Here is a 25,486-nt window from a genome sequence, read left to right as displayed (position 1 = left end):
TAGGAAAATTAACATAAATCTAACTGGGGTAAATTGCTGTGGTCAAGGTACAAGCGCAAGGAAAAACATTTGAGTGCGATCGCGAATCGAATCTCCGTGAAGTTTTGCTCAAAAACGGCATCGACCTCTACAACGGTAACGCCAAAGTCATCAACTGCCACGGGCTAGGCACTTGCGGCACCTGCGCCGTCACCGTCGAGGGTGAAGTTTCCGAGCCCGAGTGGCGCGAAAAAGCCCGACTTTCGCTTCCTCCCCATTCTCCCGCATCGAACCGCCGTTTGTCCTGCCAGACTAAGGTTTTAGGTGATATTAAGGTGACAAAATATGACGGTTTCTGGGGCCAGGGTTCTGAAACTGTTTGGAAACCCCAAGCATAGATTTTTTGTTAAGGAAGGCAGATAGGACGATCGCCTTGCCAGATAATCTGTAAGACTTGTGCAAGAATTCTAACTGTAAGGTGCACAGGGGGCACCTTACCATAAAGAAACCCGAGAGGTCAAAAAAGCCAGAAAGTCCATATAAAAGTTAATGAATTCATCTAAAGATATTCTGATTATTGGCGGCGGAATAATTGGTCTTTCGCTAGCAGTAGAACTGAAATTGCGAGGGGCATCTGTCGCGGTTCTCACCGCCGATTCTAAACAACCGACGGCGCGGGCTGCCGCCGGAATGCTCGCCCCCCAAGCCGAACGAATTCCCCCCAGTCCGATGCTGGATTTGTGCTTGCAAAGCCGCGCACTGTATCCCGCCTGGGTGGAACAGCTAGAAGAGATTACTGGATTGAAAACGGGATATTGGCGATCGGGAATTCTCGCACCAGTTTGTCAAAATGAGCCTCAAGAAAAGCCACTTTTGTCAAACCTTAATTCTCAATGGTTGGACAGAGATACTGTTCGCCAGCACCAGTTTGGATTAGGTCAAGAAGTAATTGGCGGTTGGTGGTATCCTGACGACGCTCAAGTAGACAACCGCGCTTTATTTCGGACGCTTCAGGCCGCAACTAAAGAATTGCAGATTGAGATTATTCAAGCCAATGCAGGGGAAATTATTCGGCAGGGAAACCGAGTTGTTGGCGTTGAAACAACCGCAGGAAAATTTCAAGCAGATCGTTATGTTTTGGCGGCGGGTGCTTGGTCTGAGCAGTTATTGAATGTTCCTGTTTTTCCAAGAAAGGGACAAATGCTGTCAGTATGTGTACCAGAAGATTGTGGAGTTATCCAGCCCCTGCAAACCGTTATATTCGGGACTGGCATTTATATTGTGCCACGTCAAGATGGCAGAATTATTATTGGCGCAACTAGCGAAAATGTGGATTTCACGCCGGGAAATACGCCTGCAGGAATCCAAAGTTTGCTAGCAGGAGCCATTAAGTTATATCCCGAATTACAAAACTATCCAATTCTGGAGTTTTGGTGGGGATTTAGGCCGGCTACGACCGATGAATTGCCGATTTTGGGTGCTAGTGCTTGGGAGAATTTGACATGGGCTACGGGGCATTACCGCAATGGCATTTTGTTAGCTCCGGTGACGGCTAAATTGTTGGCTGATTTGATTGGGAATCAGAAATTAGATCCGTTATTGGCTGCTTTTCATTATTCGAGGTTTCCTGCATCTTGGAAGTTTGAAAATGGTAAATAGTGAGATTTTTTGCTTTTTTTGAGACGAGGCAGAGCCGGGAAACGAGAAAACAAAGTCAACCAAAAGGATATTTTTTGCTATAATATACCTCTTGCAAAAGTCCTTTTAATCAAATTTTGGAACGAGCAAGATGCCCGTTCCACAAGAAAAAATGTTTTTTGTGGGATGGGCCGGAGAGCCCGTCCTAGTTATTTTTGCAAGAGGTCTAATCTAATCAGCACAATAGGGTTTTTTAAGTTATGACTTTCAGTGATGTGATCGAGACGATCAAGAATCTTTCTACTGACGAAAAGCAAGAGCTTCAACTGTTGTTGAAGAAATATCTCCGGGAAGAACGTCGCGAAGAAATGTATCAAAACTTTAAGTCAGCGCAGATTGAACAACAAAAAGGTGAACTGAAATTTTCCGCTAACATCAATGAACTCAGAGTAATGATAGAGGAATAATCGTGGAAGTCAGTTTCAGTTCTTCATTCAAGCGTGCTTTCAAAAAGCGGATCAAAGGCGATGCTGATTTGGAGGCTAGGTTTTGGCAAAAGCTGGAACAGTTCATCAGAGAGCCGTTTGAACTGAGATATGGCACCATTTTTAATAAGCTTTATGAACAGGCTTTCCGGCCTGTTCCACAAGAAAATTCACTCTTTGTGGAACAGGCCGGAAAGCCTGTTGCTGACAATGATGCAATATCTCAGTTTGAACCAAGCTTAAAAACTCATAAATTGTCCGGTAGGCTCAAGGAGTTTTGGAGCTTTAGCGTAGATTGCGACGAAAGGGTACTTTTCTACTTTACAGAAGACGCAAAAGCCGTGTTTGTAGATTTTGGAAGTCATGATGAAGTATATTAATCGACAGAACAGTTGCTAAAGTAATCTGTATCTGTAGGGTGGACACTGCACACCTTTCCACTATAAGTAGCGCGTTAAACCATTTTTTTGCTTTAGTCTTGAATTAGTTTGCATCCTGTTTTTTTGGTTGGTTCAATTCCCTACATTTAAGCGCAGCCAAATCGTAAGCATTTTGGTAATCGCTACCGCCTAACATGACATCGCCGTAATATTCATAAGGTTGATTTCCGTAAACCGGTAGCGGGTCATCTTCTGGATAATCTTCTTTTGACTCATCTAGAATTGCTTTGAGTTTTTTGACGCTCAATCGCTGGGCGGGGAAGTAATGAATGTCTTGAGCGCTGAAGCCGAGATGCGGAAAAGTTGGGTCAACAATTCGCTCGTCGAGTTCAATCCAGCTATACTCGATGGGTTTATAGGGCGCTCCGGGTGCAGCTAAAAATCCTTGGACGTAGATTGCGCCTTCGGTGGTTAATGCTGCTTTGGAAGCGTTATCAAAGCAGTTTTTACGGTTGCTTTTGATGCGAGTCGCGATTTCAATAGAAAGCGTCTCATCTAATAGTTCGGTCATAACCCATTTCTAATCGCGTGTGCGATTAGATTGTAGCAAATCCGAGCTATCTCCGAACACAAAAAACGCAGCCAATTGCGATCGCTCCTCAAATTCTGTTCTCAAGGAGTTGATCCAAAATCCTCTGCGGTTGTGGATGTTGTGTCAGCTTTGGCTTCCGAGGCGGGCGGTTTGTCCCTCGCCCCTATAGCCCGCCAATACAAATTTTTCGCCAGTCTCCCAACTTTTGAGCGTGCGATCGAGTTGGGGGTAGAGCCCGGTACAGTAAAGTGTGGCACAGACGATGCAAGCAAAAATAGCGGCATACATCACCGAAGGTCGATCGTGCAACCAACCAATCATATTAATGCCTTCGGGTGCAGCAATTTGCTCGGCGGCTAACAGGCTTCACAGTTTTTTCTGCAAACAAAGTTGACTTATGACGATTCTCGCTGAGACAGGGGAATATCCTCGGATTGGTAACAACCGGAAAATAAAGAAAGCCCTGAAAGCATTTTTTACAGGGAAATTAGAGACAGATGCTTTATTGCAGACTGTTCCCGCGCTGAAAAATATGGTAAAATCTGCTACAGTGCTGCGGCAAGAAATCAATGCAAGTTGAAGATAACAAGCGGCAAGGTAGCTTTTGGTATTGACAGAATCTGTTAATTCACCAAAATATGCTGACCCTTGGATACACTGCTTGAAATGGATTTTTCACGCCTGGTTGATGCCTGGTGATTTGTCATGTAAATCGGCCTATCAATACACCTGTGAAGTGGCAGGTTGATACGGTTCCGCATCACTTATAATTCTTAACTGAATTGTCGAGCAAAGATGATCGGCAACGACAGTCAATAGAGCCAGCCGCTATCTCAAATCTTCTGCAAATCATGGCAACCGAAAATCCCACCAAAGAAATTATTATTCTCCTAACACGTAAGGATAAAATAGACCTTTTGCAAAAATCCTTTTCATCAGTTAATGGGACGGGCTCTCCGGCCCATCCCACAAGAAAAAATCACTCTTGTGGGATGGGCCGTAGAGCCCGTCATAATTATTTTTGCAATAGGTCTAATAGAAATTAATTTTCTGCAATGATTAGCAATTAGTACGGCATTTTGTTATAATTAAGTCTGTCAGATCGGGGATAAACTTCAGCTTGGCGAGACAACCTAAAGGAGGAGCTAATGAACTAAATATTATCAGCAGTTTTGTAAAGTATGGGTTAATTTTTAACCGCAATTTACCCAATTAGCTGCAATAAAACAATGCCAAAAATAGCCAGCCTATCCTGATGCTAAGCTAAGCATTTATCCATACATCGTAGACATATTCAATGAAAACCGCGATCAAAAAGTCTGATTTTGTGCTAGCTCCTTATATGAAGAGCAACAATTTCAAAGCTACTTGCCAAATCCTCAATACAGTGATTCCTTATACACTCTTATGGTTTTTAGCATTTAAAGTGGCTGCCATTTCTGTATTCCTGCTTCCGCCGATAATGGTGTTGATGACACTTTTTTCAGGACGTTGTTTCTCTTTGATGCACGATTGCGGGCACTATTCTCTTTTTAGTTCCAAAAAAGTCAATCGCCTGATGGGTTTTCTGCTAGGTATCATCAATGCGATTCCTCAGTACCCCTGGTCGAGGGGACACGCTTATCACCACAAACATAATGGTAATTGGGATATGTACCGAGGCCCTTCGGCGTTGATATCCACCGAAAAATTTGCGGCGCTAAGTCCATTTAGTCAAAAGATGTATCAGTTACTCAGACACCCATTGATGCTGTTTCCCGGTGGTTTTTTCTATCTAATTATTAAGCCACGACTCGCGCTAATCTTGGGAATTACGGGTTTTATCCGACATATCTTTGCTTGTCTCAATCAAGATTTTGGCATGGGTTTATCTGCAATCATTGCTTCTTATAAATCCAAACATTGGTATACGACGGCTGAGTTTTGGGATTTATTGTTCAACAATATTTGTGTTGTGGGTAGCTGGATTTATCTGAGCAACTTACTGGGGTTTGGCTTTTTCTGGAGTGTTTACTCAATTGTCATGACCTGTTCAGCTGCGATATTTATCTGTATTTTCTTTGTTCAGCATAATTTTGACGGTTCCTATGCTCATAAAGCCGAAGGTTGGGACTATCTTCTCGGCGCAATTGAAGGCAGTAGTTACCTAAAATTACCGACTATCCTCAATTGGTTTTCGGCTGATATTGCTTACCACAATATTCATCATCTTTCTGAGCGCATACCTAACTATAATCTTCGGGCTTGTCACAATGCTAATATTCTCTTGCTTGCTAATTCAAAATCACTGACTATTCGCGATATTCCTGACTGCTTCCAATTCATTCTTTGGGATGCTGCTTCTGATAGTCTGCAATCGATTAAATTGTTTCAAGAACAAGAAGAAATTCCCTTGAGTAATGTAGCTAATTAAAATCGGGGGGCAATAAACTTGGTGGCTTCTTTATCCCCGAAATCCTCTGATATTGTTTCCGGTTGCACCGGAATTATATAGAGCACACGGCAGTGCCGTGTCCCTACCGCGATTAATTGTAGGGACACGGCAGTGCCGTGTCCAGGCTGTAGCTAATATTAATTCGGATGCTATCGGATTTGGTATAACTAAAAGTATCTGTCACTTTTCAATGGAGCAATTCCTCTAATTTTTGCTGGTTCCACAAATACTGATAAAGCCCTGTTTGCCCTACCAATTCAACGTGAGTGCCGCTCTGAACTATTTCTCCTTTCTCCATCACAAAAATGCGATCGGCAGTGGCCGCCGCTGACATTTGATGCGAGATAAAAATTACTGTTTTGCGATCGGTTCCCGTTGCCAAGTTTTGCAAAATGTCGGTAGCAGTTTGATTGTCAACGCTAGAAAGAGCATCATCCAAAATTAACACTGGGGCGTCAACTAACAAAGCGCGAGCAAGTGCCGTCCGCTGCCGCTGTCCGCCGGATAAAGTAATGCCGCGCTCGCCGACAACTGTTTTGTACTGCTGCGGAAAGTTGAGGATTTCGGCGTGAATTTGCGCTTGTTTTGCTGCGACTTCAATCTCCGGCTGTTCCGCTAAAGGGTTTCCGTAGCGGATGTTATTCTTGATGGTAGTGCCGAACAGAAAACTTTCTTGCGGAACGTAGGCGATCGCCCCGCGCAATGCGGTCAATTTTACCTCCGTAATATCCTGTCCGTCTAAAAATAACTCGCCCAGATCGATGTCCAGCAGTCTGGGCAGCGCATTAGCTAAAGTTGATTTTCCTGAGCCGATCGCCCCAACAATTGCGACAGTTTCTCCCGGTTTTATGGTAAAATAAACATCTTTAAGCGCGGGTGTCTTAGCGCCGGGATACGTATAATTTAGATGACGAGCCACAATTTCGCCTTTGACTGGCATTTTCAGTTCAACTGCATCGACAGCATCCTTAATTTGCGGTTCCACGGTCAGAATTGATTCGATGCGATCGACACTCACTTCTCCGCGCTGGTAAGCAGTAATTGTGAAACCCAACAGCGCCGTCGGAAACACCAAGCGCTCGACATAAATCAGCAACGCCACAAAATCGCCAATGCTAATTTTACCATTAGCAATTGCCCCCCCACCAGCAGAAAGCAGTACCAACAAACTGATGCTTGCCAAACCGCCCAGCAGCGGAAAAATAAAGTTTCTAGTTTTTGCTAATTGCAAATTTGCTGATAGTAACTTCGCATTGGAATTGCGAAAAGCTCGGCGTTCGTTTTCTTCTTGAGCGTAGATTTTAATTACGGACATCCCGCTCATATCTTCCTGAATTAAATCGCTCATCGCCGACAATTCCTCTTGCACGGCTAACTGTTGGATGCGAAGTTTGTCGCTAAATAACTGCACCAAAACTAGCATTAAAGGATAAACTGCGATCGCCAACAGCGTCAACCTTACATTAATCCCTAGCATCACCGGCAAAGTCAAAGCATAAGCAAAAGCTGTATTCGCCAAACTCAGCACCGCAAACCCCACCAAGCGCCGAATATTGTCCAAATCGGAAGTAGCGCGGTTAATTAAATCCCCTACCGTATTGACGGCAAAATAAGACGGTTCTAATGTTAATAAATGATTAAATATTTGCTGTTTGAGGTCAAATTCTACTTGACGCCCCACGCCAAACAGCAAAATCCGCGACACCATCCGAATTCCCCACATAATTGAGGCGAGGATCAGAATCAGGAGCACGTAGTTGAAAACTTGGTCAAATTTAGTCGCAATTTGCAGAGTGTCAACTGAATTCCGAATCAGCAGGGGAATGTAAACGCCCACAGCATTGACAACTAATAGCGAAAAAACGCCCCAGAATGTTGGTTTCCAGTGCGGGCGCATATAAGAGCCGAGTTTTTGCAGTCGAGAATAACGAGCCATTTGTTAGTGCGTAATTTGAGATTGATTGAGGAAAGGAATAAGGTTCGACAACGCGCAGTGAATCGGGATTTAACGGATGGATGCTGAAGGAAGAAGGAGTCTTCCCCAAGGTTTTCAGCAATTAAGAACGTCCTAATAGTCTTGGCGGTTGCTATAGAAGGTAGAAGTTTGAAAAAAGCATAGAAGTTCTATCGAAAGGTAGATGACCGAAAACACAATTTAATAAATTTTTATTAAAAATTCTGCTTTGGGATGACGCGCCATCAAAATTGGGTTTAGGCCTGAACCAAAACCTGATTATATCGATATGTAACAAACCACATTATATCTGTGGGAACACGAGATCTGTGGGGACACGGCAATGCCCTGTCATTAGCCACTCGGAACGATCGCCCAAATCTCCAATCCGTCCCCCCAATCCCCCACACCGTTGAGGCGCGCTACAATCAAAAATCGATCAACTTAGCACTCAGCCTCAGAGAGTGCTAAATTTGCTAATGTAAGCGATTGGAGACAAACATGACCAAAATAGTTGCATTTAGCGACAAATCTCGGCGGGCACTAGAACGCGGCGTCAATCAACTCGCCGATGCTGTCCGCATCACCTTGGGCCCGAAAGGCCGCAACGTCCTATTGGAAAAGAAATACGGCGCTCCCCAAATTGTTAACGACGGTATCACCGTTGCTAGGGAGATCGAACTCGAAGACCCCCTGGAAAATGCCGGCGCTCGCTTAATTCAAGAAGTCGCCTCCAAAACTAAAGATATCGCAGGCGACGGCACTACAACCGCCACGGTTATAGCTCAATCCCTCATTCGCGAAGGTTTGAAGAATGTCGCAGCAGGCGCAAATCCAGTCGCGCTGCGTCGCGGTATTGAAAAAACGATCGCCCACTTAGTCCTAGAAATCGCCAAATTGGCGAAACCAGTCGAAGGAGCTGCCATTGCTCAGGTCGCCACTGTCTCCGCCGGTAATGACGAAGAAGTCGGCGCGATGATTGCCCAAGCAATGGAAAAAGTCACCAAAGACGGCGTAATTACTGTTGAAGAGTCGAAATCTCTGTTAACAGAATTGGAAGTTGTCGAAGGGATGCAGTACGATCGCGGATATCTTTCGCCGTATTTCGTCACCAATAGCGATCGCATGGAAGTTGAGTATGAAAATGCTCGCATCCTGATCACCGACAAAAAAATTAACTCCATTCAAGAATTAATTCCGGTTCTCGAAAAAGTCGCCCGCACCGGTCAACCGCTGCTAATTATCGCCGAAGATATTGAAGGCGAAGCTTTGGCAACTTTGGTAATCAACAAAGCACGTGGCGTTTTGAACGTCGCAGCTACCAAATCTCCTGGTTTTGGCGATCGACGCAAGGCTATGCTACAAGATATCGCCGTTCTGACCGGCGGTCAACTGATTTCCGAAGAAGTCGGACTCAGCATTGATACCGCAACACTAGAAATGCTCGGTACCGCCCGCAAAATTACGATCGACAAAGAAAACACGATCATTGTCGCTGGCGATGAACACAAAGCTGACGTGGAAACACGGATCGAGCAAATTCGCAAGCAACTAGCAGCGACGGATTCCGATTACGATCAAGAAAAATTGAGCGAACGCATTGCCAAACTAGCTGGCGGTATCGCTGTAATTAAAGTAGGCGCAGCTACCGAAACCGAGCTCAAAGACCGCAAACTTCGCATTGAAGATGCTCTCAACGCTACTAAAGCTGCTGTGGAAGAAGGCATCGTCGCAGGAGGCGGCACGACGCTGATTCACCTGATTACCAAAATAGATGCAATCAAAAACACTTTAGACGCTGAAGAACAAGTAGGCGCTGACTTGGTTGCGAAGGCTTTGGAAGCTCCTTTGCGTCAAATCGCTGATAATGCTGGCGTTGAAGGTTCGATCGCGATCGAGCGAGTGCGGGCGAGCGAGTTGAACATTGGCTACAATGCTCTCACCGACGTGTACGAAGATATGATTGCCGCTGGGATTATCGATCCGGCTAAGGTTGTGCGATCGGCTTTACAGAATGCCGGTTCCATTGCTGGTATGGTGTTGACCACCGAAGCCGTGATTGTCGAAAAACCCGAGAAGAAAAAAGCCGGCGGCGACATGGGCGACATGGGCGGCATGGGCGGCATGGGCGGCATGGGCGGCATGGGCGGCATGGGTGGCATGGGCGGCATGGGCGGCATGGGCGGCATGGGCATGATGTAGTCTTCAGCCATTAGTTTGTAGTCTGTAGAGTGCGCCATAAGCACCAGGGGTGTAAACAAGCGCGTCTTATCTACTACCCGTCTACTGTCTGACGAATAAGGCAGCTTATCCCCCCGGCATCCCCTGATAGTCCGGGGGGCTGTTTCATTCTCTTGTGGGGGCTGCCCCCCGTGGCTGCCCCAATCCCACCCAATGCCTAACAAATCGTAGATGGGCCGGGTCGGCATTCTTGGCACGACAAGAGTCAAAAGGCTGGTTTTCCTGAGAATGAAACAGCCCTGCCCTGATAGTCCGGGGGACTTGAAGCTATCAAAATCCCCTTCTTAAGGGAGATGCAATGGGGTTCGGCATTAAGCTATAAGCGATAGTTCTCAGGGATTTTAAGCTGAAGTTGCCACCTATGCAGTGCGCCCCCTCTCTGTCAACTCAAATCCTTCCCAGAAACCGCGTCTCCCCCTCTCCCCTGATCCTTTAAGACGACGGAGTTACATTGTTGCTGTGCAAGTCTTGAGGAGATTGAAACAGAGTTTCGAGATAAACTCTCGCAGCTTGGCGATAACTGCGCGAAGCTTCAGGCGTACCGCTATCGGCATTCTGCAACAAAAACAGCGACAGGGCCGCGCAAAATACTCGGTCTAGATCCCATTCGGGATGGGTTTCCAGGTAAGTTTTGAGAGAATCGTGCAGCGTTTCGGGAATTTCAGCAAAAATACTGACTGTTGGGTTCATCATTTTTTTTAGTCTCGCTAATAAATTGAAAACAGAACCCCCCTTCGGCCGGATACAGGTGCAGGCACAGCCGAAATCAGAGCGCTTTTTTTTAGGTCGGTCGCATCATTGTGCGCTATGAGGGGGTGGGTTTGTCAATGTTGCGAAATATTACAAAGTCCTTTAGATAAAAAAAAGGTTTACCAAATAATCAGCTTTTCAGGGGATTTTTTGTTACATATCTTTATGTGTTGGGCGGTTTATGAGGAATTAGGCAGCAAGTTAAGGAAATCCCCAATTCCGCAGCAAGATGCTACCGTGCCGTTAATTTCTGTGGAAAACTTTGTCGCATCTGTGGAAAACCTCAGACTTGCCTGTGGAAACGCTGTGGAATGTTTAGGGAAAAGTCAGGGAAAAAATAAGAATTGCAAAGGGCATGGGGCATGGGCATGGGGCATGGGGCATGGGTAGCAAATAACAAATGATTAATGACTACTGACTGCTGACTACTGACTAATGACTTCCTAAGTGCCACTCTGCCGCTTTTTGCCCGATGGTTGCCAATTCTGTCGGCGGCATTTTGTCGAGATTAGACCTCTTGCAAAAATAATTAGGACGTTGCTCTGAGCATCGTCCGAAAATTTGATTAAAAGGACTTATGCAAGAGGTCTATTGGTTAAGAGTAAACTCATGCGACCGATCGACTGAAGTTTTTCCCGGTGGCGCGCTAGGAAATCCCAGTAGGGAAGATTTATCATCGGTGCGGTTGATAGCAGCTTGGTTCTGCCAAAGTTGATCGCCTAATATCCAAACGCCAACAGTCATTTTATTTGTTTCACCATTTCACCATAAAATTATATTTTACTTTTCATGAGCGCTGGTCGTTTATTGATAAAAATTAATTGGCTGAAACATCACAAATCAAAACTCATAATTTCTCTGCTTGTGGCGAGAACGTACTAGAGCATAACATTGATTTCCAAAGATAGGGACACCGACCAGCAAAATTAAATTTTATGTCGGTGTATCCTTCAGATGTTAATAACTTGGTGAGCGTCTCTACTGAAAAAAATTTAATGTGGCCGTTATCCCAAAGAACGGTAAAATGTTTATCTAGTTTGCCAGAAACCGCTAAAGCCAAATTTTTAAAGTAGCCGTGATAGGGTGTGGAAATAATTAGTCTTCCTCCCGGATTGAGGCATATTTTTGCAGCTTTTGCTAGTTCTTTAGGATAAAGCAAGTGTTCGATTACTTCAATAGCTAAGACAACATCAAATGAGTTCAGAATATCGGTATCTGGAAGGTCGTAAATATCTGCTTGGATAAACTGACACTCGGGGAAACTTTGACGGGAGATGGCAATTCCGGGCGCCGAAGTGTCAACGCCGACAACTTCGCAGCCGTACTCTGCGATAACGTGACTGAGGCTGCCATTGCCGCAGCCGAGATCCAAAACTCGGAGTTTTGTCTTGCTGGTCTGCTGAAGCATCGCCAGCATTTCTAAAAGGGGAGATATCAAATAAGCGTGATGATATCTCGGACGGTTGTTTGTGTAATAATACGTATAATTGCTAAAGTTTTTTTTCATCGATTAAGCTATGGAGATTATTGCCGAGACCGCGAATTTACGGAGCGTGGGTACACTGTTTGGGCCAAGGTTCCCCACGTTAGGGTTGTCAGAGTCGATCGGCAGCTCGATCGTCTCATTCTTTTTTTTTTGACAGGCGAATTATTGTCACCGAATCAACCGGATGGCAAAAGAAATCTTTCACAGGGTGCAAAATCTTGCATCGCCCATCTCTGGCCCATCTCTCGAAGGCATTCGGAAAGAAAAAGTCCGATCGAGCAAGAATTCTCTCTGTACACTAGCCGGAAACCGAACTTTTTGCCTGTTAATTTGGGGCAAGTGCATCTATGCGATTCTAGCTTCAAGCAACTACGGTATGTCCACCCGACGCTTTTTCCAGCCTGAAAAATGTGCCCTGGGGCGATCCGGTGCCAGTCGCTCCGAAAATTGAGAAGGGAAGTGTGACCGAAATCACAGGCATTTGCGAAACAAATTGCTGAGCATCTTTGGGTCTACAGACTTAGAATCGAGATTACTACAGTGGCTTCTATAATTGTGTTTAAATGTTGTTCTGAAGCTGTGTTGTCCAGTCAGCAGAGTCCCCTAGACAGATTCATGCTTTCGGTCTGGTTTATTTCACTTTAATGGTCGCTGTTGGGTGTTGCACCTTAATTTAGATATTTCCTATGGTTAAGTTAGGTCAATCCTCCTTTCGCCGTATTTTACTGTCGCGGATTTTGTTGCTCAGCGTACCTGTTCTACTGGTGGGGGAGTATGTTACCTATCGCAAGGCACGCTCGACGCTTCTGGAAACTGCTCGTCAAAACTTGAAAGAAAGTGCAGTCAGAAAAGCAGAAACTATTGAACAGTGGGCGAAATCGCTGAAGTCGAATCTGATCGGCGCTTCGGAAAGCTCGATGTTGCAGTCTGTAAGTCCGAAGGATTATCAAAAGTTTATCGCGCAATTAGGGCAGCGGTTGCCAGCGCAGGTTGATTGCTTGCAATTGACTAATTTAAAGACAAATCAAGTGATAGCAAGCACTTGTGGGCAGCAGCCGATTCAGTCGTTGCCGGCAAAATTTTGGCCGCCCGTACAGCAGCAGCAAACGCTGCTGGACGACAAGAGCGTTTACATCAGTCTGTCCTTACCCAAGCAGCGACAGGGGACAGCAAACGATCAGAAGGTGGCTTTGGGGGCTGAGGATTTTCCCGATGCGGGAAAAGAAGGCTCCGATAGCCAAGCGAGTTTGGTGTTGAGTGCTCCTGTTTACATTCGTCGGGGCAATAGCCTGCAGTTGAGTTATGCTTTGAGTTTGCAGTCGGCCCTGCCTGTGCAAACCAGCGCTCCCAAGGGTTCTCTAGCCGGCTATACGGTGGCGATCGACCAAGATGGAACGATTTTGGCGCACCCGAATATCAACCGCGTGGGCCGCAATATCGCCCAAGAGGCAGATGCCGATCGACTAAAAAGTATTGTCAGAAGGGCGATCGCCGGCGGACAAGATTTTCTCCACCTATTTTCCTTTGAAAGAAATGGTGTAGAGTTGCTAGCAGGATATGCTGCTATCCCGAGTCCTTCAACTAAACAGGAGAACAGGAAGTGGATTATTTTAGCAGTCTCTCGTTTAGATTACGCTCTGTCAGGTTTGGAAGAAATTCAGCAAGTTTTATTTAATTTAATTGTAGGTTTGGTTGCTGCTAGTATCATCGCGACTTTATATCTGTCTCGCGACTTGGCGCGTCCTGTGGAAAAACTGAGAGACTACGCGATGAAAGTAGATACAGAAGCGTCGCAGACAGTGCCCCAAGATTTCCAAATTAGGGAATTCAATCAGCTATCAGAAGCACTCAACAGCATGGTGCAGCGCCTCAGATCCTGGGCTAGAGAATTGGAATTCGCAACCAAAGAAGCGCAAGTTGCCAATCAATTAAAAAATGAATTTTTGGGGAATATTTCTCACGAATTGAGAACGCCGCTCAACGGGATTATTGGTTTTATTCAAATTGTGCGGGACGGCTACTGCGATGACCGAGATGAAGAAATGGAATTTTTACAGCGGGCCCACGACTCGTCAATGCAATTGCTCAATATTATTAATGATATTTTGGACATTGCTAAAATAGAATCCGGCACGTTCTCCATGATGTTAGAAGTAGTTGATATTACTCAGGTACTTGAAGACGCGATTGATTTGCAAGCGACTCCAATCGAGGAAAAAGGCTTGAAGTTAAGTTTGCCAGAGCCTCATGATCCGATTATTGTTCATGCCGATCCCGAGAAGCTAAAACAGGTGTTTTTAAATGTTTTGAGCAATGCCGTTAAGTTTACAGAGTCGGGCAGCATTAATATATATGTGCGGCTAGAATCGAGGACTAATTCTGGTAGTTCTAACGGCAGTGGTGAAAGTACGACTAGCCCCAGCGGTCAAAGCGATTGGGTGGTGGTGACAATTAAAGATACGGGAATTGGTATTGATCCCGAACACCAGCAGAAATTGTTTCAACCTTTTGTGATGGCTGATGGTTCTACAACTCGCAGGTTTGGCGGTAACGGTTTGGGCTTGGCTATCTCGCGAAGGATAATGGAATCTATGATCGGAAGCATTACCCTGCACAGCGCGGGCGTGAATCAAGGTACTACGGTGATGATTTCTTTGCCTGTCAATCAGCAGTCAAGTTTTTATTTTCAGAGCCCGGACTTAGTAACGGAAAAGGGAAATTTAAAAAGTTGAGGAGTGATTTTCCCAATCTAAAATCTAAAATCTAAAATCTAAAATGGTATTAGGGGCTGTCCACCGAGTTCGAGGGATTTGCTCAAAGTGCTGAGAATGCGGATTAATTCGACGGAGGCCGCGCCCGAAGAGGTAAGACAGGGGGTATTTGTTTGCACGCAGTTGAGGAAGCGATCGCACACTCGCCTCAGCGGTTCTACTTGTTCTAAACTCAACACTTCGCGGTGTCTGATGCTGGTTGGCTGTGGCGCGATCCTCTTCGTTGATGAGCCTCCCGTAGGGGCGGGCTTCGCTAACGCACTTTCAAAAGAGTTATTCTCTTCGCCTCCCCAATCTGGATTGCCACGCTGCACAATCAGAGGAGTTTCTGGCGACATTTCGTCAAAAATCAAGGTTCCCAAACTGCCAACAACTGTTAAGCGCCGTTGTTTGTCGGGATTTAGCCAGCACAGGTGAATAAATGCTTGAAATCCGTCGGGATAGGTGAGCGTTACCCAAACTAAATCTGCTAGTCCTTCTGCAGGATTAACAGTCAGCAGTGAAGGAGCAAATGGATTTTTTATTTCTGCTGCTGCTTCTTTATTTATTCCCTCTTCCTTCTTCCCTCTTCCTTCTTCCTTCTTTATTCTTCCTTCTTCCTTCTTTATTCTTCCTTCTTCCTTCTTCCTTCCTTCTTGCTTCGGAAATACAGTGCCGATCGCGCTTACTTGAATAGGCGTTTGTTCCAACCAAGTATTGAAAATAGCGATATCGTGAATAGCCAAGTCCCAAAGGGCATCAACGTCGTGCCGCACCGGTTCAAAATGGGTGCGCTGGGCGTAACCGTAGCGCAATTTTCCCAGTTGATGCTGTTGAATAATCGTTTGGCCGCGATCGACTGCTGGATGAAACAGATAAGTGTGGTCAACAAAGAGTTGCCGCTGCTGTTTTTCGGCTAATTGGCAGAGTTCTATTGCTTCACTGAGGTTGAGGGCGAGGGGTTTTTCTACTAAGACGTGGTAGCCTTTTTGCAGGGCTGCTGCTGCGAGGGTGTAGTGCGTGGAAGCTGGAGTGGCGATCGCCACAGCTTCCAGTCCCGGCAAGGCTTGCACTTGAGACCAATCGGTAGCTAGAATCACCGAGGCATCGAGATTAAACTGTTTTTGAACTGCAGCCAATGAATCTCGATTCGGGTCTACCACCGCTAAAACTTGGCTGTTGGGATGTTCGAGAAAGTTGCGAATTAAGTTAACTCCCCAGCGACCTGCACCCAATACAGCTATTCCGATTTTCATTAATTATAAATTTCAAAAATCGCACAGTAATTATAACATAATTGGTAATTTTTAGGTTTCTTTTAATACTAAAAATTTCCAATTCCCAATTCCCAATTCCCAATGACTACTGTCAACTGCCAACTGACTACTGTCAACCCTTCGACAAGCTCAGGGCAAGCTGTCAACTGCCAACTGTCAACTGTCAACTGTCAACTGTCAACTGACAAAAAGCTGCCTGAGCCGCTGCTTGTTCCGCCGCTTTGATCGATCGACCTTTTCCCTCTGCTACCAACTCTCCCTGAATGTGAACTTCTGCCGTAAAACGATCCTCGCCCCCCTGCACTGTCCCGGTTTCTTGCACGCTATATTTGGGCAAAGTTTTGTATTTGCCTTGAGTCAACTCTTGGAGAGCAGCTTTGTAGTTTTGGCGGGCCGGATCGCTGCGAATTTCCGCCGCTAAACGTTGAAAGTGAGAATCTAGCCAAGGGCGAATTAATTCTAACGTCTGGGCACTCAAATAAAGCGCGGCGAGTAAGGCTTCCAAAGCATCGGCCAGTCGGGGCTCGGCGCCTGTTTTGTCCGAGGCGGCGCTGCTGGAAACAATTAAATAGCGATCGAACCCGTAACTTTCAGCGATTTTAGCAAGAATGCGATCGCTCACCAAGATCGATCGAATAGCCGCAAATTCCCCCACCGTACAGTCAGGATAAATCTCAAACAACAATTCAGACGCAGCCAGTCGCACCACAGCATCACCGACAAACTCTAGCTGCTCGTAATTTGCCTTAGCAGACGCACTCGCATGAGTCAAAGCTAAATCGACGAGATGCCATTTGATCGAAGCATCTTTCGACAGTCCCAACTTTTCAATTAATGTTTCAAGTTGCTTTTGGCGACCAGGATAAAGCATATTCATAGCGAATTGGGCAAACAGGGAAGTGGGAATTGGGAATTGGGAATTGGGAATTGGCCAAACAGGGAATTGGGAATTGGCCAAACAGGGAATTGGGAATTGGGAATTGGAAATCTATAGCCGAATCTCGGTAACATGAGGCTATCTGTCGCGCATAAGCCTCGCGGGCACAGGAAGCAGCCCGCATACCTCACAACGCGATCGAATTGCTATATCTCACTTGATTCTAAAAATAATATATAAAAATTCTCCCACTCTCCCACTCTGGGATTTTTGGAGGGGAAAAAGTCGGACATAAGCCGGGTTCTGTTCTCTCAAATGCAAGCACTTTTCGATGGCAGTTATCTATCTGGGACGTTTGTTACCAAACGCCTCAAGCGGTACCAAAAAACGGAACTGGTAAAAAACCAACCGTAGTCCCTCCGACCTTGCTCCCAACCGGGGTTTACCTAGCCAGCACCTCTCGATGCTGCTGGTGCGCTCTTACCGCACCTTTGCACCCTTACCCCCTAACAACTTGCAATTTTTGACGATCGATTTTTGATGCAATCTCCAATCTCTAATCTCCAATCTCAAATCGGGGGGCGGTATCTTTCTGTGGCACTATCCTCACGATCGCTCGCACTGGGCGTTACCCAGCAAGTTTGGTTTTTCGGGAGCCCGGACTTTCCTCAGACCAGCTTTCGCCAATCCGCAACCGCCTGCGCCTACTTTTTTCCCCAGACTTATTGTACGCGATCGTTCGTCAATCAATTGAGGATTTTAGATTTCAGTCATCTTTAATAGTAGAAAAGTTTTCAAACCAGCCGCGCCGCCAGAAGAAGTAAACTAAACTCGATGCGATCGCTACCATCACCGCCCAACAAAGCGGATAGCCAAAATACCAGTTCAGTTCTGGCATATTCAAGGGCGATTTCTCTGTATTGAAATTCATCCCGTATACTCCAGCCACAAAAGTGAGAGGAATAAAGATACTAGAAATCACAGTCAGCAGTTTCATGATTTCATTCATTTTATTGCCAACCGAAGACAAGTAAACATCCATCAAACCCGAAGACAACTCTCGATAGGTTTCCACCATATCCATCACCTGCACCGTGTGATCGTAACAGTCGCGCAGGTAAATTCGCACCTCTGGACTGATCAAATCACTGCTATCTCGAATTAGCGAGTTAATTGCATCCCGCTGTGGCCAAATTGCGCGGCGCAGCGTCAGCAATTCTCGCCGGATTTTATAGATTTTTTCCAGGGTTCTGCGGGTGGGGTTCACCACCACTTCATCCTCTAACTCTTCAATGCGCTCTCCGTACACTTCTAATACTGGGAAGAATCCATCTATAATCGAATCTAACAGAGTATAAGCCAGATAATCTGCTCCGTGCTTGCGGATAATTCCTTGTCCTTTACGAATGCGATCGCGCACGGGTTCAAAGCAATCATAGTCCGGTTCTTCCTGAACAGTTAACAGGTAATGCTTGCCCAAAATAAAACTTACTTGTTCTTTATGAAAATTCTCTGAATCCGGCTTTATCATCACCATCCAAGCAATGATTAAAAGGTGTTCTTCATAGTCTACAACTTTCGGTCGCTGGGGAACATTAACTACATCTTCCTGAGCCATTACGTGCAAATTAAATACTTCGCCCATTTGCCGCCAAGTTTCTTTGTTTCCCAATCCCAACATATCAACCCAAGAAACAGATGCTGTATCTAAATACGCAGCAGCTTTTCGAGGATTTGCCAAGTTGGCACGAGTAGCTGCTGTGGCGCAATAGTCAATTAATACAATCTCGGGAGGCGGCGCATCCGGTTCTAAGTCGAGAGTTCCCGGCAGCGCCCCCGGAACGTCGTAAAAATAGTCAACGTAGGAATCATCATCATCATTATCTTTAATTGGTTTGGCAACAGCACTAGAAGTATTTATCTCTTTGTATACCATGTTGATCTTCCTGACTTTTAGTATCTTTAATTAGGTTATCATCTTTCCCGTAAAACGATTAATTCCCAATGACAACAGTCAACAGTCAACAGTCAACTGACTAATTACCTTTGCCGAATTGGAATCTCGATCGCGAATTCAGTCCTCCCTCCCGGCGCGGAAATGCAGCGCAGCGTGCCCCCGTGTCTTTCCACCACAATCTGATAGGAGATAGACAGTCCCAAACCAGTACCTTTGCCTACTGGTTTAGTAGTAAAAAACGGGTCAAATATCCGAGATTTGACAGACTCTGCCATTCCTGGGCCATTATCTGAAATTGCGATCGCCACCCGATTGTTCTCCACAACCTCCGTGCGAATCCGAATCCAAGGCAATGCGTCGCAACCCAAAGGTAAACTCGGAAAGTTTTGCGGTTCCGCATCCGTTGCACTCGCCAATTCCAACTTTCTATTTCTGACATCTGCCAAAGCATCAATGGCATTACTTACTACATTCATAAACACTTGATTTAACTGTCCGGCGTAGCACTGTATTAATGGTATTTCTCCGTATTCTTTAACTATTTCAATTTGCCGATTTTTGCCATTTTCTTTAATTTTGTGTTGTAAAATTAACAGAGCGCTGTCAATTCCTTCGTGAATATCAACACGCTTAAGAGCTGATTCTTCCAGGCGGGAAAAGTTTCGCAAAGACAGAACAATTTCGCGAATCCTATCGGCTCCGGTTTCAATTGAATTCAGCAGGTGCGGGAAATCCTCTTTCATAAATTCCAATTCTATTTCCTCAGCAAACTCCGCGATCGCAGAAACAGGTTCCGGGTAATGTTCTTGATACAAACTGCAGAGTTGCAGCAAGTTTTTGGCATACTCGCTAGCGTAAATGATATTACCGTAGATAAAACTGACAGGATTATTAATTTCGTGAGCAATTCCCGCAACGAGCTGTCCCAAACTCGACATTTTTTCCGCTTGAATTAGTTGAGATTGAGTCCTTCCTAATTGTTTCAATGTTTGCTCTAGCTCGTGATTTTTTTGTTTTAATTGAGATTCTGCCTGTTTGCGCTTGGTAATATTCCGGGCGATCGCGATCGCCTGATTCGAGTTAAGAGGCAGGAATCTCGCTTCATAAGTTTCTTCTCCTGACGGCATGAGTAGCGAATACTCTAGATTAACTGGAGTTTTATTTTCTGAAACTTCAAGCATTGCCAGCTCGAACTGGCTGGCGACGGTGGCGGGCAATATATCGGTCATTCGTTTGCCCACAAAATATTCGGGACTCAGGTACAAATCCGATGAATTTCCTGACAAGTAATCCAAAATAATGCCGTCAGCATTGATTCGGAAATACAAATCGGGCAGTGCCAGAAAAACTGCTTCCAGCTCGGAAGTTTTTTGGCGCAATGCTTCTTCGGCGCAGTAGCGATCGCTAATATCAAAAATCACCCCGTCCAAACAGCAAACGCTCCCATCTGCGCCGAACACTGGAGAACCTTTATCCCACACCCATTTAAGCGTGCCGTCTGCTGCTAGCAAGCGGTATTCCAAGCTATAAGACTGTTGTTTTTCTATTCCTTGCCGAATTGTTGCTTCTACTTTGGCCAAATCTTCCGGGTAAATAATACTAGCAAAAGTCCGGCTTCCCCTGTCCAAAGGCGAAATAAAATCCGCAGCAGCGTAGCCCGCTAGTAAGTAAACGGCATCGCTAATAAAACTGGTCGAAAAATCGCACTGCCAGCGATAAACCACTCCGGGAATATTAGCTACCAAAGAGCGAAATCTGGCTTCGCTCCCGCGCAAAGCTGCTTCCGATTCATGTCGTTCTGTAATATCGTGAGCGAAAGCTAGCATTGCAAACACATTACCTTCAGCGTCGCGTAGAGGTACTTTTTGGGTGTCAAAAATATGTACTAAACCGTCAGCAATAATTGCCTGCTCGCAGGGATTGTGGATGGTTTCGCCTGCCAGTACAGCAGAGTCGTCTGCACGGAATCCTCGGATATTTTTTGCGGGATTCCCAAATACTAGCTCTTCTGAAAATCCTAATTCTAAATCGGATTTGCCAAGTATTTCTTCGACTGTTTTGCCGATCGCTTGAGCGAGACTCTGGTTTGCAAAAATATAGCGAAATTTTTTGTCTTTGGCAAAAATCCAGTCGCTAGTTTTGTCAATTACCGTGCGCAGCAGTTCTTTGGAACGTTCGGTTTGTGCCAAAGCTACTTGTAGTTCTAATTCCAGACACTTGCTAGCTGTAATGTTTTCAAAAGCAACGCCGACGCAGTTGTTAGGTAATGGAAAAGCTTTAATAGAAAAAGCGCGAGTTATTCTGCCGTCTTCATCGCAGTCAATATCTTCAACTTCTACGGCTTTTTGGCCCAGAATTACCGAAGCAAATGCTTGGGGAATGTTTTTCGATCGCAAATGGGGGAAAATCTCGTCGATTGTCATGCCCAAAACGTCCGCCATTTCTAATCCGGTAAACCGCGTAGCAGCGGGATTGGAGGCGATCGCCCTTAACGTGCTGTCATCGTCTATATTTTCCAAATGGTAGACATACAAACCAATTTGCATATTCTCCACAATTTGGTCGTAGAGGCGCACGCTTTCGTCTACCTGCCTGCGTTCGGTAATATCTTCAGTAATCCCCAAAACGTACTGAGGACGCCCTGCGGCGTCGAGAATTGGCACTTTGCGGGTGTGCAGTATTCTCATACCTTTGTGGCGAGTTTGGATCGGCTCTTCGGCGATGTCTTTAACAGTAGATTGGTTGTGATGACCTGTCAATATTTCCCTGTCTTGAGCGGCGAAAACATCAGCTTGTTCTTTGGGGTAAATATCGTAGTCATTTTTGCCGATCGCCTCTTGAGAGGTAACACCCGCGATCGTTTCTCCGGCTTTATTCCACAGCACAAATTTGAGCGAAGAAGCATCTTTAGCAAAAACTCCCACCGGCAGATTTTCTACTACGGAATTGAGGAACCCTCTAGCTGATTTTAATTCAGCTTCTGCACGCTTGCGTTCGATGCCTAAAGCGATGACATCCGCAACCGATGCTAAAGTTTCCTGAAAAGGTGGTGTCAGCGGCTTGAAGCTGATAATTACCATGACTCCCACCAGCCTTTCTTCGACTATTAAGGGGTAGCCGGCGAAGGTAAGAATTTGCTTGGGGATTGGGCAATTTGTCGGCTTTTGACTGGTGTTGAGAATTGCTACTTCGGAACTGTGTGGCGGTGTTGCTTTCGGGGATTCTTCCTCTGGGAGTCCAAAATTATTCAGTTCAAATCCGCAGTCAAATTCCGGTTTTTGCTGTTTGGCGATCGAGTTAACCTTACTTTCAATAAAGCTAGCCCGATCGTCTGTGCGGCTGTAGATTCCCGAGGCTGCTTGCAATTCCCAAACATTACCTTGAGAGTTGAAAGTCCAAATTTCAACAGAGGCGACATCGAGATTTCGCACCATTGCCTCGCAGCAGGGAAGCAGGATATCTTGAGGGTGTTTGGTGAGGGCAATACCGACATCGGCTACCATTGCTGTGAGGCGAGCAGCTTGGGCTTTTTCTGCTTCCAACCGTTTGCGATCTGTGATGTCTTCCACCAAAGAAAGTACGGTAAAAGTGTCGCCGCTGCGAATAATTGAGTTGAACCAGCGACACCAAATTACCTGTCCGCTTTTAGTATAGTTGCGGTTAATTGAAGTATTGCCGTTGCCGGTGGCTAGTTCGAGTTCGATCGCGCTTACAGCCTCTCTATCTTCCTCGCAAACCAAATCCAAATCGCCGAACTGCTTGCCCAGCATATCATCGGATGTCCAGCCAAAAAGTTCTTGGGCGCGTTTCGACCACTGAACGATCCGAAAATCTTCATCCCAGCCCACCATTGCCAGGGGACTGTTAGCTGCATTCAACAACAGTAAATGGTTCGATCGGCGTAACTGTTGAGTTTTCTGCTGCTGCCAGCGGTAGTGCCTGGTGATATCTCTACCGACGCCCAAAACCCGCATCTGCTTGCTAGAGGCATCCAGCGCTGGCGTATAAGCAGTTTCGTAAATTTTAATCCCGCCGTCTGCCGCCGTCACCTCATGAATTGCCAGCCGTTTTTCCCCGGTAATAAATACTTGTTGCAGGCAAGAATCAATCTGCGAAATTATATTTTTGACAGCAGCATTATTGGGATATAATTTTAATAATTCCTGATTAGTTTGGTTGACTATTTCAGCAGGCTCCAATCCCATCCAAGCAGCAGCGACAGGATTTATCGATAGGTACTTTTGCTGTCGATCGCACTCTAGGAAAGCATCAACAGAGTTAGAGAAAAAAGACTGAAACGAGTTGATAACTTCCTGCATGGGTATTTTTTCATGAGAAAAGCTTAGTATTATGAAAACCTCGTGTCTTTAGACTCATATCTTGCACCATTTTCAATAAGCTTTTATGGGCGGGCAGGATGCCCAACCCCTACTCCCCACAAGAAATTAACTGTTTGTGGAACAGGCCGGAAAGCCTGTTAAGCGAGAATGGTGCAAGATGTGAGTAGACCGATCGAGGTAGCACGCATCAGGCAGTTTTAACCGCCTTGAATATTGATTATTCCTACACAGGGCTACTTGGTCACTTGGTACTTTTAGGATCTACTTTCAACGGAACAATTACCGTTTCAAATATTTCACCCGCGATCGCATAGCAGCTTGGGCTTACACCCATATTTTTGATAACGTCATCAGTTAAGACGATAGCTGGTCAACTCTCTCTTTTGATTAGGGCATAAAGCCCCATCTCTTCAGAGCGGGGTGCGGACTTGCAAGTTAAGCTCTAAAATTTTCCTAAAGTTAGTTTAACCCAATCAAATCTTTTTGGGCACTGTACTGCTGCGTTTCCCGGTGCAATTTTTGGCGCTGTTCCCTATAATACAAAAATTTTAAAGAAATAGTATTTTTGGGAATATAGCTTAATTACAGCAGATGCTCTTTTTTTAAACCAGACCCAGCGGATAAAAAAGCGAGATGGAGAGACGGGGAGACGAGGAGGTGGGCAGAGGTTCTCATCCACAACCTGCTAGAAAAATGCTTAAGAAAGGCCGGAAAGCTTACCGATTCCCAATTCCCAATTCCCAATTCGGTAATCTGAAAGCGGTTTGGCAGTACAGCAAAGAACGCAAGCCGTGCAAAGCCATGTAACATAAAGATTGCGATATTTTTAATATGTAATATGGAACTATTAGATACCTTGATTGTGGGTGCGGGTATTAGCGGTTTGAGTTTGGCGCACGCACTTGACAAGGAAGCAACGAGTGCATCCCCGCGGGCGATTTTAGTCGCTGAGAGTCAGGGACGTGTGGGCGGGAACATCACCACTGTGACAGCCGAAGGGTTTCTCTGGGAGGAGGGCCCGAACAGTTTTTCGCCTACGCCGGAATTGATGAAGTTGGCTGTGGATGTGGGATTGAAGCAAGAGTTGATTTTTGCCGATCGCAAATTGCCTCGTTTTGTGTATTGGCAAGGGAAGCTGCAACCGGTGCCGATGACTCCACCGGCGATGATTCAGTCTCAGTTGCTGAGTTTTCCGGGGAAATTGCGGGCATTGTTCGGGGCTTTGGGGTTTGTCGGGCCGGCAATGGGCGATCGACTTTCGCAGCAGGGTGACGAGGAAACTGTTTCTCAATTTTTCCGCCGTCATCTGGGGACGGAAGTGATGCAGCGGTTGGTGGAACCTTTTGTTTCTGGGGTTTATGCGGGAGATCCGCAACAACTTAGCGCGGCGGCGGCTTTTGGGCGGGTAACGAAGATGGCTGATGTGGGTGGCGGGCTGGTGGCGGGGGCGCTGCTTTCTGCTAGGAAAAGACCCAAGAAAATGCCCGCAGACCCGAATGTTCCGTCTACTAAGCCGGGGGAGTTGGGGTCGTTTAAAGGGGGGTTGAAGGCTCTGCCAGAGGCGATCGCTGCTCAATTGGGCGATCGACTGAAACTCAACTGGCACATGACTCGCCTCCAGCGTACAGAACGCGAAACTTACATTGCTGTATTCTCGACGCCCGACGGACAGCAGGAAGTTGAGGCGCGCACCGTGGTTTTGACAACGCCGGCTTACGTTACAGCCGATTTGTTGCAGCCTCTGCAACCGCAAGTTAGCAGCGCTTTACAAGCTTTTACTTATCCTACAGTTGCCTGCGTTGTGTTAGCATATCCGCAGTCTGATGTCAAGGGTAAATTAGTAGGTTTTGGAAATTTAATTCCGAGGGGGCAGGGAATTCGCACTCTGGGAACGATTTGGACATCGAGTTTATTTGCCGATCGCGCGCCTGCAGGGTGGCAAACTCTCAGCAGTTACATCGGCGGGGCTACTGATTGGGGAATTGGCAATCTCGACTCAGAAGAAATCGTTCGGGAGGTGCACCGAGATGTATCTCGGATTTTGCTGAAACCAGATGTGCCACAGCCAAAAGTTTTAGCGGTGAATGTGTGGAAGCGGGCCATTCCTCAGTACAACTTGGGTCATTTCGATCGCCTGCAACAAATCGATGAGGGCTTAAAATCTTTGCCTGGGGTGTATTTGTGCAGCAACTACGTTGGCGGAGTGGCTTTGGGAGATTGCGTGCGAAGGGGTTTTGAGCGTGCACAAGAAGTGGGCGAGTATTTGCAGAACGTGCGACCCGTTTCCGCGAAAACGGAAAGCCTAACGGCTTAAAGTGTAGGCGGAGCAAGGAATCAGCCTTTCGT

Annotated in this window: 21 protein-coding genes and 1 other RNA gene; 12 read left to right on the top strand and 10 right to left on the bottom strand. The window is 46.0% G+C overall.

Annotated elements, in window-relative coordinates; all coding sequences use genetic code 11:
• Window positions 1-38 precede the first annotated feature (38 nt).
• The 4 genes from QUA44_RS22855 to QUA44_RS22840 all read left to right on the top strand — a co-directional run bounded on the left by QUA44_RS22855 (window position 39) and on the right by QUA44_RS22840 (window position 2,482).
• On the top strand, window positions 39-377 hold the full coding sequence (locus QUA44_RS22855; RefSeq protein WP_333254654.1) for a 2Fe-2S iron-sulfur cluster-binding protein: 339 nt from the start codon (window positions 39-41) through the stop codon (window positions 375-377).
• A gap of 151 nt (window positions 378-528) precedes the next feature.
• Window positions 529-1,638 carry a glycine oxidase ThiO gene (gene thiO, locus QUA44_RS22850; RefSeq protein ID WP_333254655.1) on the top strand — a complete coding sequence of 370 codons (1,110 nt, stop codon included), beginning with the start codon at window positions 529-531 and terminating at the stop codon, window positions 1,636-1,638.
• Between the two features lie 239 nt (window positions 1,639-1,877).
• Window positions 1,878-2,084, top strand: coding sequence for a hypothetical protein (locus QUA44_RS22845; RefSeq protein ID WP_333254657.1), 207 nt, complete (start codon window positions 1,878-1,880; stop codon window positions 2,082-2,084).
• Window positions 2,085-2,086: 2 nt separating this feature from the next.
• The gene (locus QUA44_RS22840; protein WP_333254660.1) at window positions 2,087-2,482 is read left to right on the top strand and encodes a hypothetical protein; all 396 of its coding nucleotides are present in this window, start codon (window positions 2,087-2,089) and stop codon (window positions 2,480-2,482) included.
• Between the two features lie 103 nt (window positions 2,483-2,585).
• On the opposite strand, the gene QUA44_RS22835 is transcribed toward QUA44_RS22840, so the two are convergent.
• Window positions 2,586-3,053 carry a hypothetical protein gene (locus QUA44_RS22835; RefSeq protein WP_333254662.1) on the bottom strand — a complete coding sequence of 156 codons (468 nt, stop codon included), beginning with the start codon at window positions 3,051-3,053 and terminating at the stop codon, window positions 2,586-2,588.
• 75 nt (window positions 3,054-3,128) lie between these two features.
• On the opposite strand from QUA44_RS22835, the gene QUA44_RS22830 reads away from it, so the two are divergent.
• The 3 genes from QUA44_RS22830 to QUA44_RS22820 all read left to right on the top strand — a co-directional run bounded on the left by QUA44_RS22830 (window position 3,129) and on the right by QUA44_RS22820 (window position 5,487).
• The gene (locus tag QUA44_RS22830) at window positions 3,129-3,434 is read left to right on the top strand and encodes a hypothetical protein (RefSeq protein WP_333254665.1); all 306 of its coding nucleotides are present in this window, start codon (window positions 3,129-3,131) and stop codon (window positions 3,432-3,434) included.
• A gap of 37 nt (window positions 3,435-3,471) precedes the next feature.
• The gene (locus QUA44_RS22825) at window positions 3,472-3,654 is read left to right on the top strand and encodes a hypothetical protein (RefSeq protein WP_333254667.1); all 183 of its coding nucleotides are present in this window, start codon (window positions 3,472-3,474) and stop codon (window positions 3,652-3,654) included.
• Window positions 3,655-4,461: 807 nt separating this feature from the next.
• A complete protein-coding gene (locus QUA44_RS22820; RefSeq protein WP_333254669.1) occupies window positions 4,462-5,487 on the top strand; it encodes a fatty acid desaturase in 1,026 nt (341 codons plus the stop codon).
• 208 nt (window positions 5,488-5,695) lie between these two features.
• On the opposite strand, the gene QUA44_RS22815 is transcribed toward QUA44_RS22820, so the two are convergent.
• Window positions 5,696-7,444, bottom strand: coding sequence for an ABC transporter ATP-binding protein (locus QUA44_RS22815; RefSeq protein ID WP_333254671.1), 1,749 nt, complete (start codon window positions 7,442-7,444; stop codon window positions 5,696-5,698).
• A gap of 519 nt (window positions 7,445-7,963) precedes the next feature.
• Between QUA44_RS22815 and groL the strand changes: the two genes are divergently transcribed.
• Entirely contained in the window at window positions 7,964-9,664 is a 1,701-nt protein-coding gene (gene groL, locus QUA44_RS22810; protein WP_333254675.1) for a chaperonin GroEL, read from the top strand.
• 471 nt (window positions 9,665-10,135) lie between these two features.
• On the opposite strand, the gene QUA44_RS22805 is transcribed toward groL, so the two are convergent.
• Entirely contained in the window at window positions 10,136-10,393 is a 258-nt protein-coding gene (locus QUA44_RS22805) for a DUF2811 domain-containing protein (protein ID WP_050813024.1), read from the bottom strand.
• A gap of 210 nt (window positions 10,394-10,603) precedes the next feature.
• Between QUA44_RS22805 and QUA44_RS22800 the strand changes: the two genes are divergently transcribed.
• A complete protein-coding gene (locus tag QUA44_RS22800; RefSeq protein WP_333254677.1) occupies window positions 10,604-10,843 on the top strand; it encodes a hypothetical protein in 240 nt (79 codons plus the stop codon).
• A 198-nt stretch (window positions 10,844-11,041) separates the two neighbouring features.
• On the opposite strand, the gene QUA44_RS22795 is transcribed toward QUA44_RS22800, so the two are convergent.
• Both QUA44_RS22795 and QUA44_RS22790 read right to left on the bottom strand, forming a co-directional pair.
• Window positions 11,042-11,197, bottom strand: coding sequence for a hypothetical protein (locus QUA44_RS22795; RefSeq protein ID WP_333254679.1), 156 nt, complete (start codon window positions 11,195-11,197; stop codon window positions 11,042-11,044).
• Between the two features lie 103 nt (window positions 11,198-11,300).
• A complete protein-coding gene (locus QUA44_RS22790) occupies window positions 11,301-11,960 on the bottom strand; it encodes a class I SAM-dependent methyltransferase (RefSeq protein WP_333254681.1) in 660 nt (219 codons plus the stop codon).
• Window positions 11,961-12,123: 163 nt separating this feature from the next.
• Between QUA44_RS22790 and QUA44_RS22785 the strand changes: the two genes are divergently transcribed.
• Together QUA44_RS22785 and QUA44_RS22780 are read left to right on the top strand one after the other, a co-directional pair.
• Window positions 12,124-12,390 (top strand): hypothetical protein, encoded by a 267-nt coding sequence (locus QUA44_RS22785; protein WP_333254684.1) that lies wholly within the window; start codon window positions 12,124-12,126, stop codon window positions 12,388-12,390.
• A 235-nt stretch (window positions 12,391-12,625) separates the two neighbouring features.
• On the top strand, window positions 12,626-14,671 hold the full coding sequence (locus tag QUA44_RS22780; RefSeq protein ID WP_333254687.1) for a sensor histidine kinase: 2,046 nt from the start codon (window positions 12,626-12,628) through the stop codon (window positions 14,669-14,671).
• Between the two features lie 38 nt (window positions 14,672-14,709).
• On the opposite strand, the gene QUA44_RS22775 is transcribed toward QUA44_RS22780, so the two are convergent.
• From QUA44_RS22775 to QUA44_RS22755, 5 genes are all read right to left on the bottom strand, one after another.
• The gene (locus QUA44_RS22775) at window positions 14,710-15,945 is read right to left on the bottom strand and encodes a Gfo/Idh/MocA family oxidoreductase (RefSeq protein ID WP_333254689.1); all 1,236 of its coding nucleotides are present in this window, start codon (window positions 15,943-15,945) and stop codon (window positions 14,710-14,712) included.
• 184 nt (window positions 15,946-16,129) lie between these two features.
• Complete coding sequence (gene rnc / locus QUA44_RS22770; protein WP_333254691.1) at window positions 16,130-16,843, bottom strand: ribonuclease III; 714 nt, start codon at window positions 16,841-16,843, stop codon at window positions 16,130-16,132.
• A 277-nt stretch (window positions 16,844-17,120) separates the two neighbouring features.
• An RNA gene (gene rnpB / locus QUA44_RS22765) (RNase P RNA component class A) lies at window positions 17,121-17,554 on the bottom strand.
• Window positions 17,555-17,609: 55 nt separating this feature from the next.
• Window positions 17,610-18,779, bottom strand: coding sequence for a magnesium/cobalt transporter CorA (corA, locus tag QUA44_RS22760; RefSeq protein WP_333254694.1), 1,170 nt, complete (start codon window positions 18,777-18,779; stop codon window positions 17,610-17,612).
• Between the two features lie 104 nt (window positions 18,780-18,883).
• Window positions 18,884-23,119: a PAS domain-containing protein gene (locus QUA44_RS22755; RefSeq protein ID WP_333254696.1), complete on the bottom strand. Its 4,236-nt coding sequence runs from the start codon at window positions 23,117-23,119 to the stop codon at window positions 18,884-18,886.
• Window positions 23,120-23,978: 859 nt separating this feature from the next.
• Between QUA44_RS22755 and hemG the strand changes: the two genes are divergently transcribed.
• Window positions 23,979-25,454 carry a protoporphyrinogen oxidase gene (gene hemG / locus QUA44_RS22750; protein WP_333254701.1) on the top strand — a complete coding sequence of 492 codons (1,476 nt, stop codon included), beginning with the start codon at window positions 23,979-23,981 and terminating at the stop codon, window positions 25,452-25,454.
• Window positions 25,455-25,486: the final 32 nt, after the last annotated feature.

Origin of the sequence: Microcoleus sp. N9_A2, assembly GCF_036701775.1 — a bacterium.
GTDB lineage: Bacteria > Cyanobacteriota > Cyanobacteriia > Cyanobacteriales > Microcoleaceae > Microcoleus.
This window is presented reverse-complemented; position numbering and strand designations above follow the sequence as displayed.